Annotated in this window: 8 protein-coding genes; 1 reads left to right on the forward strand and 7 read right to left on the reverse strand. The window is 38.8% G+C overall.

The genetic code is table 11. The features are described 5' to 3' along the window. Window positions 1-55: 55 nt before the first annotated feature. From basI to basE, 7 genes are all read right to left on the reverse strand, one after another. Window positions 56-811, reverse strand: a complete 756-nt coding sequence (gene basI, locus GO593_RS01105; protein ID WP_001093099.1) for an acinetobactin biosynthesis phosphopantetheinyl transferase BasI — start codon at window positions 809-811, stop codon at window positions 56-58. A gap of 10 nt (window positions 812-821) precedes the next feature. Next, window positions 822-1,556 (reverse strand): acinetobactin biosynthesis thioesterase BasH, encoded by a 735-nt coding sequence (gene basH, locus GO593_RS01110; protein WP_001039969.1) that lies wholly within the window; start codon window positions 1,554-1,556, stop codon window positions 822-824. Between the two features lie 72 nt (window positions 1,557-1,628). Next, window positions 1,629-3,224 (reverse strand): acinetobactin export ABC transporter permease/ATP-binding subunit BarB, encoded by a 1,596-nt coding sequence (gene barB, locus GO593_RS01115; protein WP_001090097.1) that lies wholly within the window; start codon window positions 3,222-3,224, stop codon window positions 1,629-1,631. Then, window positions 3,221-4,831 (reverse strand): acinetobactin export ABC transporter permease/ATP-binding subunit BarA, encoded by a 1,611-nt coding sequence (gene barA / locus GO593_RS01120; protein WP_001281550.1) that lies wholly within the window; start codon window positions 4,829-4,831, stop codon window positions 3,221-3,223. Before barA ends, barB begins: the two co-directional genes overlap by 4 nt. Before the next feature lie 245 nt (window positions 4,832-5,076). Then, on the reverse strand, window positions 5,077-6,228 hold the full coding sequence (gene basG, locus GO593_RS01130; protein WP_000603884.1) for an acinetobactin biosynthesis histidine decarboxylase BasG: 1,152 nt from the start codon (window positions 6,226-6,228) through the stop codon (window positions 5,077-5,079). A gap of 117 nt (window positions 6,229-6,345) precedes the next feature. Beyond that, entirely contained in the window at window positions 6,346-7,215 is an 870-nt protein-coding gene (gene basF, locus GO593_RS01135) for an acinetobactin biosynthesis bifunctional isochorismatase/aryl carrier protein BasF (protein WP_001018262.1), read from the reverse strand. Window positions 7,216-7,232: 17 nt separating this feature from the next. Then, window positions 7,233-8,861: a (2,3-dihydroxybenzoyl)adenylate synthase BasE gene (gene basE, locus GO593_RS01140; protein WP_000744376.1), complete on the reverse strand. Its 1,629-nt coding sequence runs from the start codon at window positions 8,859-8,861 to the stop codon at window positions 7,233-7,235. Window positions 8,862-9,022: 161 nt separating this feature from the next. On the opposite strand from basE, the gene basD reads away from it, so the two are divergent. Beyond that, window positions 9,023-11,965, forward strand: coding sequence for an acinetobactin non-ribosomal peptide synthetase subunit BasD (basD, locus tag GO593_RS01145; protein ID WP_001177731.1), 2,943 nt, complete (start codon window positions 9,023-9,025; stop codon window positions 11,963-11,965). Window positions 11,966-11,993 lie beyond the last annotated feature (28 nt).

Below are 11,993 nucleotides of genomic sequence, written 5' to 3' on the forward strand. Positions count from 1 at the left end.
ATAAAAATACTGAAACACACATTAATGCAAATGATTATTATTATCAATAACAAATTTAGTTTTCAATGCAAGAAATTGTAATTATCTCGTTATTTGTATGAAAAAAATAAACTTTAACCTCTAGAGTTATCTCGATTAAACTTTCTTGTCTAAGGTAAAAATAAAGAAACGCGCCATCTAGCGCTTTAAATTTTATATTCTTAAAATCAATAATTTGCTTATATTTTAAATAAAATGCCTTAATGATACTTTCTTTAGCGGAGAATATTATCAAATATAAATATGCTTGATCTTTTAGTAGCTTTTCAATTTCTTCTTGCTCGTTTTTATTGAGAAAAACATCATAAAATTCATCTTTCTTTTGAAAAAAAATATAATGTTTTTGAGACTCTATATCGATTCCAAATATTTTTTCTTTAGGTGTGTTATTTCTAGCATATGCGATGGCATAACATGATTTTTTTGATCCAACATGACTAATCCCCCCCATCACTCCTTCGGGCCATAGGGGTTCCCCATGTCTACCTTGATAGACAATAGAATCTTGTAAGTTAAAGCTTTGTAATGCATATTTTGCTGCTAAGCGCCCCGTCAAGAACTCTAATTGACGAATGAAGCGTGAGCTTTTTATATTCGGTGGAAGAAATATATTCAGCTCTTGATAGATATGATCAAGCTGAGGTATTTCTTTGATTTGGCTGAGCTGGACCTTATGTATATCTATCCCGAAAGCTGTTAGCTTTTCATATTGAATATTTATTTCATCCAGACATGAATTAGCCCCTCTACTTAGCTGCTTCTTCGTATTCATAGCATGGACTTTATTCAATATTCACGGTCAATGTTTCAACGATGGCAGCAATGTTTTCAAGCATCTTCACTCGAGTTTCGGGATTGAGAAAGTAGAAATGGTCCCCTTCAAACTCAATGCTTCCTAACCAATTTTCTGTGTGTTGTTGCCATGCATCCATCATTCTTTTGTTAGGAATATCAGGGTCCTGTTTGCCATAAAATGCAACGATCGGAACCTCAGTCTTATGAATCTTCTCGCCAAGTAATTGATCACTAAGATAGAAATCATTACGAATGATTTTGAGAAAGAATGTGAGTGCATCCTGATTATTTAAAATTTCATCAGGAAAATTATTGTATCGCTTTAATTCATCAATAATTTTTTCATCAGTTAGCTCATGCTTGTACCGCATATGTTGAATATAGTGATGCTCAGGTCGGCTACTTATAACAATTAATCTCAACTGATCAATTATGGTTTTTTCATTCAAATAATTGAGTACTTTCCAAATCAAGCTACCTCCTACACTATGTCCAAATAAAATGAAGGGTGTGTCTGAGTAAGCTTGTATTTCATTGGCAATTTGCATAGCCAATAGATCAGGATCATCAATCAATGGTTCATTTATTTTTATACCATGACCCGAATATTCAATAGGAATAATACGAATATTGTCAGAGATCTGCTTTTTCCATGGATGATAAATACTTGCGCTACTCCCCGCAGGCGGTAAACAGAACATATTATATTGAGGTTTATTCATTCAAGAATTCTCCAAATATTAAGCATTTTTCTTTTATAAAAAATGCTTAAATCAGATTTCTGCGCTATTTTTTTAAACAGAAGTTGAAGCTAAATTGATAGTTTGAGTCGGTTGCCAAATAGCTGAGTCACGATGTGTGACAAAAATAACCGTAGAAGAAAGAGCACGTATCGTTGTAACAATTTCCTGCTCAGTCTCTTCATCCAAGGCAGAGGTTGCTTCATCAAGTATTAAAATCGGCGCATTTTTGAGTAATGCTCGGGCAATTGCGACCCGCTGACGTTCACCACCAGACAATGCGGTGCCTTGTTTACCCACCGATTGATTAATTCCTTCTGAACTACGGTCAATCATTGCTCCTAATGCGGCATCTCTTGCAGCCTTTTCTATTTCATCATCAGTTGCATCAGATTTTCCTAAACGGATATTTTCAGCCAGTGTACCTGTGAACAAAATAGGTTCTTGTGTGACATAAGCGATATTCGAGACCAAATCTTCATATTTCATTTGATCAAGAGCTATACCACCTAGGGTAATTTTTCCTATTTGTGGATCATCAAACCGTGTAAGCAATTCAAGTAAAGTACTCTTACCACTACCACTTGGTCCGGTAACCCATACTCTGCTCCCCAATGTGATATCGAGAGATATATTTTCAAGTGCTGGCGCATAGCTAACGCCTTGTACCGAAATATGATGGCCAGTAGGAATTTGAGGGTGTAATGGCTCAGGCAACTCAGGTGGATGGGTGATCTGATTAAAGTTGCGTAGTGCAGCAAATAAATCATTGATATGCAACCCTGCAGTAGCAAGTTCACCTAACGGCGCTGCTGCACGTCCAATTAAGACGAGTAATGCCAATACCAAAGCAGCATGATTGACTCCAGCGATCACCAGATACGTTGCCATCCCTGCAATGGGTAAAACACTTGCCAAGGTCGCAACAAAACTTGCAAATGCAGCAGCACGGTTGATCCGTACTAATGTCTCTTCTTGCTCTTCCCAACGATGTTCCAGCCTTTGAACCGCACGTTCTGGTCCCGCGGCTGTGCGTAATAACTCAACATGATCAACCAATTCCAACGTTGCTTGTGAAGCAGCTAAATCGGCAGTATTACGTTTTTTATCAATATGCATGAGTGCACGTTGTGCTAGGAATTGAGCAAATAAAGAGAGTAAAAGTAAGCCTAAAGCGACAAATGCTACGCCTGCTCCAGCAAGCAGGCCTATTCCTATTGTGAGAAATAAAGGCATAAAAGGCGCATGTAAAAAGGTTTGCAATTGATGAGCAGGAATACTCATAAACCCAGGAATTCCCTGTCCAGCAATTGTCTTAATCTGAGCACGCTGTTCATTGGTAAACCAAGAGAGCTTGGCACGAGCTAAAGATTTGCCTAACTCAGCAAATAGGTCCCCTGCTAAACGCACACCAGTAAGGAAGCCAGCACGAGTGACTATAACTGTCACTAATATTGCTGCAATTGCACTGATGAGAACCCAGCTTGGTGACCATTGATTGACAATTGCAAATGCCAATACGGTATATGCGATTGCTTCAATTGCTGCAACAATGATCCATCCAATACCAACAATAATTAATTTTTGTTTGGCCGCACGAGGAAGCATCGAAAAAATCTGATCTTTATTTAATTTAGCAGCAGTATTCATAAAGATTTCCCTGAGTCAGTTGGGCCTTTAAGCACTAACCTGTTGTCGGCATGAGCAGCTAAGGCAAGATCATGAGTGACCATGACGATGGTTTTATTCTGGTTTTTAGCTAAGTCGCTTAACTCCAATATTATTTTTGTCGCATTGGTCTGGTCGAGTGCGCTCGTTGGCTCGTCTAATAAAATAATAGGAGCTGAGGATAAAAACGCACGCGCTATTCCTATGCGCTGTTTTTCACCGCCTGAAAGTAAAGTTGCATATGCATTTAAATCTACTTTTAGTTGGGCCTTGAGTAATGCCTGCTCAAGTTGTGCATCATTTGCATTAACGGCAGATAAGGACAAGTTTTCTCTTACTGTGGTCGGTAATACATCTCCACCTTGTGGAATAAACAAAACCTTTTCATGCCTTAGTTTTTCATGTAATTGCAAAATATCTGTTTTGGCTAATTGAACGACACCTTCTTGCAATACGGCTAAACCAGCAAGTGCTCGCAGTAAGGTTGTTTTGCCAACTCCACTCGGCCCTGTAATTGCAGTCATTGAATTTTTTGGAAATGAATAACTTAATCGATCAAATACTTTTTGATTTTCAATTGCAAAGCTTGCATTAACTATTTCGAGTGTTACATCTCCCTCAATCTGTTGTAGATTGCCCGATGAGAGTACTGGCTCTTTTAAGAAAGCAGATAAACGACTAGCTGCAGCTCGCCCAGCAGCGACATAATCAAGACCATGCCCTAAACGTAGCGAAGGTGTCACGATGGCCAAACTAAAGAAAAGTGTTGCAGCCAAGGTCATGCTGTCGTATTGATAAGCTACAAAATAGGCTATGGCAAAGGTTGCAACAGCTTGTAGTAATGCAGTGGCAACAGCAGCGAGTGTTGCGACTTTACTCACCCAAGACACCATATTTTGAGTGAAATTTTGTGCTGATTGAGTATAGGCTGTTAAAGCACCTGATTGTTGCCCATATATTCGGTTATCACGAATGCCGCGCGCATAATCATCAGCAGAACCAATAATATCTAACATGACCTGCATACGCGCAGCGCCATCCCGTTTTGATACATGGGGAACAATAATTAAATAATAGAGTGAAGCCATTGCCCCAGGTAATAATACCCAAAGTGCCATCGGGCCCACCAACACAACTAATAAAACAATAGAAACTAAAGGGATTACAGCAAAAATCGCAATTTCCGACGGTAAATGCGCCACCATATGATGCAAAGTTGCGATATCGTCTGAAACCAGTCGTTTTAAGCTTTGGTCACCCTGTTTTGATAGGGTTGTGTTAGGTAACCGAATTAAATGATGAGCAATTTGACGACGTAATCGTGCCGAAAATCCAGCCTCTGCATCATGCACTAACCATGAAGCCAGTGCTGCCAATGCCGCCCCGACTATCCAAAAAACCGCTGAAAAGATCACCCAATAAGAAGATAAATAACCAATCAACTGAATCATGCCCCACATGGCAGTTAAAATGGCTAAACCAGAAAATACGGCAGCAAGTGTTCCTGCAAATAATTTAGGAAATGCTGGCTTGAGTGCAGGTGCCAAGGAAGAGTCTGTCATCAGATGAGATAACTTTAAATCAGACATGCTTATCTCTCTTTATATTCATAAAAAAAGCGGTACTTAAAATAAAATCTCGCTTCAATTGACCAGCAAGAATTGTCATTTTCGGCTTTAAAAAAGCATGAATAAGAAAATCATATAAAAAGTATTTTTTTAAAAACTTTAATTGCATCAAAAACTTCCTGACCACCCTATCAAAATATTTTTAGATCATTTTCTAGACTGTAAAAATTAATATGGATTTGTCTAAATCATCTTGGTTGATATGACTAAAAACCAACTGTACGTTTAGAGACACCTTGTAAATCAAAAATAACGTCGTCAATTAAGCTATCAATCTGACGTGTATCTCGGTGATGTGCCGTAGTAATTAAATGAGCCATATTTCCAGAGGTTGCCAGATAATGCTTTTTCCAGATGTGCTCTGAAGGACACGGAAATACCACAGTAATTGAATTCGGATTTCGCCAAGCAGGAATTCCCACTACCTGAAAGCGATCAACCGCGTACTGGGCCATTTTTAGACAATGTTGAATTCTCTGTCGTCTTTGTAAATTAGTTTGGCTACGTATTGCCGCCCACATCAACAAGACCGTATGACCATTACGAGAACCGCTAATGGTTTGATCACGTGTAGAGATATAGTCAACATCTACCGATATACACTCTACATTTTGGCGTTTGGCCACAACAATGCCACACGGAATCGGTGAGCCAATCATTTTATGACCAGACACACAGATTGAGTCGATACCATGAGCAAAGGAAAACGCTTGAGGATGATCAACAAAAGGTAAAATCATGCCACTTAAGGCAGCGTCGGCATGAATATAATAATCTCGGCGCATGATTCCGATTTGCGCTAAGCGCTCTTGAATCATTTCAATATCATCAATTGCACCGGTCATGGTCGTACCAATATTTGCAAAAATAATGGGGTGACTTTCTTTATTGGTTTTTATTTTATGGATTAAATCATCATAGTCGATTTCACCATTATCCAATGATTCGATCACACAAGATTTCATCTGCAATAATTTGGCGATTTTTCTCACCGAATAATGCGTATCTTTTGAGTAATATAATGTGGAATCAGGAAATAGCTCACGCGCCAGATAGCAGCCAAACATATTACCTTCTGTGCCACCATTGGTTACGTATCCCCAGCTTTCTTCAAAGGGAATTTGAAAAATTTCAGCAAAATACGCCATCACATCTTTTTCAAACTCAAAAGAATTCAATGCGTAATTACTATAGTCTTTCCAATCACCACAATTATTAATAGAGAATTTGAAAAAACGGAATAAAGCGGAATAATCAAAATCTGCAGATTCAGGATATCCAATATTGAAGTATTGATGTTTTAAACAGTAATTCCAGAATGTCTCTATTCTCTCTTGATCAGCAGGCGATAAAATCATTTTTTGCTCCGTTAATATGACGATTACAAGTCGTCTAAGGAGTCGCTATCAAAGATATAAATTTTATGTATAAATTTAGCGACCAGGATTTGTCGTATGCCTTATGATGGCAACCCTCTACCCTGCAATCCTTTGCCGTGCATCAACCAATGACCACCAATTTGATAAAGTGGGTGTGCGTCCTAATTCTTCAAAACTAATATTGATTCCTTGTGCTTTGAGTTCCGAAGAAAACTGCATAATTCGTAATGAGTCCAATCCATAAAGAATCAGGTTTTCTTCAGGATCTAATTCATCTTCTTCAATAAGCTGCTGGACTTTTTGCTCTAGCCAAGGTCGTGTAATGCCTGTTGCCACTTGCCTCACTACAGATTCAGTATCCACAACTTGACCACACCGTGAAGATACATATTTCAAAGCTAAACGATGTTCTTCTTCTGAAAAATCGGCAACTGCATCTCCAACCAGAAAGGGTTGTATGTCACTCATAAAAGCTTCAATTGCCGTAACCATACAACCGATATGGGCATAGACACCGCCAATAATGAGCTGATCACGATTCCAGTTTTGCATTCTTTCAAGTAAATCCGAACGTTTAAACGCGCTATAACGCCATTTCGTTAAGACAATGTCATGTTCAGCAGGAGAGAGTTGATCAATAATTTTTTGCTGATCGATTGTTGAGGCTGGCAAACCCGGTCCCCACATCGCATTCAGTAATGCGCGATCTTCCGCTGGTTGTTCATAAGGCTGTGCGGTATAGACAACTGGAACATTGTTCTGATGTGCCCAACTCCTTAGTTGAACTAAATGATTAACAACCGTTTTAATTAATTCACTTTCAGCATCGTAAAAATTTAAAAAGTAGCGCTGCATATCATGAATTAATAAAACTGCTCGAGAAGGATCTAATTGCCAGTCTGTTTTATTATTTGGATAACTCTCTCTTTCGGGCATGAGATAAGTAGAAATTTTTGAAATAGCCATATGCTGCTCAATATTTATTAAGATGTTGTAGATGTATTTAAAATGCTGCGAAGTTGTTTTTTGTCTACCTTACCGACTGCGGTCAGTGGCAAACTTTCGATTAATTTGATCTGGTCTGGAAGTTTGTATTGTGCAATACCTAACTCCATAAGATGGCGTCTGAGCACAACAGCTTTAAGTTCAGGATTACGAGAAACAATAAAGGCACAACTCTTTTCACCGAATTGTTCATCAACAATTGCGACCAAAGCTGCGTGCATAACTTCCGGATGTAGAAGAATAAGTTTTTCTATTTCTTCCGAAGCAATCTTTTCACCACCACGGTTAATCTGGTCTTTAATTCTTCCTACTACACGTAAATTACCATCAGGAGTACGCTGCACGAGATCGCCCGAATAGTAATAGTTGTCCTCATCAAAGACCTGTGAATTATGTTCAGGGCTTTGGTAATAACCACAAAAGGTATAAGGTCCCCGAGTCGCAAGCATCCCTATTTCACCTTCTGGGACTTCCCTATACTCATCATCCACAATTTTGATTTCATCATCAGAACTGATAGGACGCCCTTGTGTCGTAAAGATTTGCTCGTCGGAGTCATCGAGTCTGGTGTAATTGACCAAGCCTTCGGCCATTCCAAATACTTGTTGTAATTTACAATTGAGGATTTCAGGAACTTGACGAGCTAAAGATTCAGGGAAACTTGCTCCCCCCACTTGAAGCAACTTTAAAGACTGAATTTGATCTTTATATTGCGTGGCTTTTTCTAGCCACATAATGACAGCACTCGGCACTAAAGATGCCATATTGACTTGATGTCTTTGAATAATAGAGAAGCAATTGAGCGGTTCAGGATTTGGTGCCATCACCACACATCCACCTGCATGTAAAACACCTAATGCACCGGGTGAACTCAACATAAAGTTATGCGGAGCTGGCAGAGCACACAATAACCGGGTATGCGAGTTTAAACCGCAAATCTCGGCACTGGCTCGCACACTATAGTCATAGTCATTATGCGTGCGTGGAATAAGTTTTGGTGTTCCCGTACTTCCACCTGACAACTGAAAGAAAGCAACTTCATCAGCAGGTGTAGATGAAAAATCGACAAAGGTCTTTGCTGGTGTTTCCATCCAGTCTAATAGTCCGAAATCGGTAGCTTGATGATTGAGCATCAAAATAATTTCAGGACTTAAATTTACATCATGAAGTGAGTCAATAAATTGATTATTGCTAAAGACTTCATGCTGACGCGAACCAATTAAAAGTTTAGGTTGAATCTGTTTAATAAAGGCATTTAGTTCATATTGGCGGTGGCTATATAGCGCATTGAGTACAACCACGCCTGCTTTAAGCAAGGCAAAAAAGACAATATAAAACTCCGCAACATTGGGAAGTTGTACTAAAGCAGTATCACCCTTGCCCAAACCTTTTTCAGCTAGTCGAGAAGCTAAATTTGTTGATAGCCGGTCCAGCTCGATATAACTCAACTGACGTTCACCACAAATAATTGCCGGCGAATGCGGATGCGATTGAACCCCTACCGTTAAAATGCGCGTCAAAGGTTGGTCAATCCAATAACCTTTATTTCGATAGTGTTGCGCTCTCTCGGGAGACCAGCGAACAAACTCAATCAACTGTTTTTTCATGACATTCTAAATATTCAATTTAATTTAATGGTTATCAAGCTATTGATTCTTGGTAAATTTTCTTACATCTCGGCATAAATATTTAATTTGAATACCGACTAAAGAAAACTCTTAAGACGGACAAGCTATATATTCACAGCAAAATTGGAAATGATTAACAAATGCAACTGGTAATCATTTTCATTTGTTTGTATGATGCTGAAACAAGATTAATTTGTCAACCGAGTTATCGTTCAATGTGTGAATTAACTTCGATGCAAGCGGCCTGCTGGTTTGGTCGCTCTGGCAACGCAACTTTAGGTGGGGTTGCTGCCCACCTCTATGCAGAATTTGACGGTCAATTTATTGATCTACAAAAATTACATTTAGCACTTCAACGACTTTATAAAGAACACCCTATTTTGAGGTTGAGTTTGAGCGCCGATGGCATCGCAAACATCATGGCTGAGAAGGCTCAACAGATATTAGAAGTCGATGATTTTTCAAAGCTTAGCGATCATCAAATTGAGCAAATGCTCATGCAAAAACGTGAGCAATGGACCCATCAAAAACTTGATCTAAGTCAGGGCCAGACTGCAAGATTTTCTGTAAGTGTTCTTAAAAATAATATTTTCCGTTTTCATGTAGATACGGACATGATTGCTATAGATCCGTCCAGTTTTTTGAACTTGATGGAAGATCTTTCTTTGTTTTATGAAGACCCAGGAATATCATTCTCCCGTCCGCCTAATTTTTTTGACTGGTATCAAAAAATACGGACGGACCCTGACCTAAAAAAATTAAGCCAACGAGACCGCTTATGGTGGAAACAACGTCTGTCTCATATTAGCCCTGCTCCGTCTCTACCTTTCATTCATCAAGAGTTCAAAACAGCAAAAAGTGATCGTTTAAGTACGTGGTTATCGCCAAAAGAACGAACAGCACTACAACAACTTGCTAGAGAACAACGCATTACTGTGACCAATCTGATATTAGGTCTATTTGCCTATACGCTTGGTCATGCAACCAAAGATCACAGCTTCCGATTAAATATTCCTACTTTTTGGCGCGAGCCAGTTTTAAAAAATGTCGAAGGCACTATTGGTGATTTTGCTAATCTAGTCATCCTTGATGTTGATATGAAAGGAATAACTACCTTAGCCGCATTCTGCAAACAAATAGCAAATCAAATGCTTGAGTTATTAGAGCATTCACATTATTCGGGTGTGAATGTTCTACGTGACCTGTCCCGTTATCATGGTAGTGCACAGATTGCTCCCGTGGTATTTACAGCGGCGCTCGACTTAGAAAATGATAATTTACTTTCCGAACGTGTCCGCCGTGTTTTTGGCTCAATGAATTGGGTCATTTCACAAGGGCCGCAAGTTGCACTTGATGCACAAGTTGCTCATGTAGATGACGGTATTTTAGTTAATTGGGACATCCGTTTAGATGCTCTCCCCAAAGAATGGATCACGAATTTATTTGAATCTTTCATTCATTTACTTAAAAATCTTGCCGCACATCCTGAGCAACTGAATACACAAATTATAAGCCCAGCACAAAATACCTCGTCAGATCGTACGTCTCAAAAACCATTAAATGCATTACAGCAAGCCTACCTATTAGGCCGAACTCAAGCCCTTCCTTTAGGTGGTGTTGCCATGCAAGAGTTTAGGCAGTATCACGGCAAAATGGATATTGTTTTATTAAGACAACGATTGGCAGAAATGGTACGGCGGCATGACAGCTTACGAACCTATATTGATAAAAATAGGTTAATACAATATGTAAGCGATCAAGTGAGTGTCAATTTAAAAGAAATAGACCTAACTACATGGGAACCTGAACGTGCTTCTCACCACATCCAGTCCTATAAAAATAGTTATACGCATGAGCTATTTGATTTAAATCAGTCGCCTTGGAATATCACCGTCTTTTTATTAAAAAATAATCTACTAACGATTTTTGTCCGCTTTGATGCATTAATTTTAGATGGCCGATCTATAGCTTCACTTATGTTAGAGCTATTCGATGGACAACAACATGATATCCAAACGCAAATAGAAGAAAATGAAGTTGAAAATAGCCTGTCTGTTCATCACGCAGATATGGCTTACTGGGAAAGAAAATTTTCTAAATTATCGGCTATTCCTACGCTTCCGTGGAAAACACCCTTACAGCATTTACCGACTTCACGTTACCAACGTAACAGTCTGGTTATAGAAAAAGATCAATTTAAACAGTTGTCTAAAATTGGCGCAAAACATTCACTGTTTAAAAACTCAGTCATCATGGCGCTTATTTTGGAAGTGCTATCTCATTGGAACACTGAAAAATCTCTATGCGTTGCTGTCCCTACACTTCCCCTCTATGCCGGACCATTTTCCAATAGCTCTACGTTTATTGCTGTTGAGTGGAAAACCTCACATCAATTTGCTGAACAAGCAAACCGCTTGCAAACTGAAGTTTTAGAGGGTTTACAGCATCTTTCATTTTCAGGCGTTAATCTCGCTCGACTATTATTTGAAAAAGTTGGCACTGCTCCAGTATTACCGATTGTAATTACAAATGGTTTATCATGGCCTGTATTATCTGAATCTCATCCTATTCAGCAACTAGATGGACTGACCCAAACACCTCAAGTTGCAATTGATATTCGCTTTAGCACAAGAAATGACGGCGCTTTGATTTTCGATATTGATTATGCCCAAGAAGCATTTCCACCCAACATGATTGACGATTTCTTGGATGCACTGCAATTAGCAATCAAGCAAATTATTGGTTCAGAAATATTCAGTTTTGATCTCAGCAATTTTTTCAGTGAGCTTCAAAATAAACGACTATATTTTAAAAATAATGAGTCCGATCATTCATCTATACCAATTGAAAATAATGCTAAACAGCAAAATCAACTACTCGACATTTACTTAGAAGTGATAGGCCACCCGCCAAATATGGAAGTGGACAACTCAACTCATTTTACTCATCTCGGGCTACGTCCACATCATTTAAAGGTCGTTTCAAAACGTATTAATGAAACATACGCGATTCAGCTCTCACCTGTTCAACTTATTCAATGTCGCAATATTGCTGATGTAGAGAAACTACTAACACCACATTAATTCGTATTTTGAACTTTCATCATTTTGG

Origin of the sequence: Acinetobacter baumannii (assembly GCF_009759685.1) — a bacterium.
Taxonomy (GTDB): Bacteria; Pseudomonadota; Gammaproteobacteria; order Pseudomonadales; family Moraxellaceae; genus Acinetobacter; species Acinetobacter baumannii.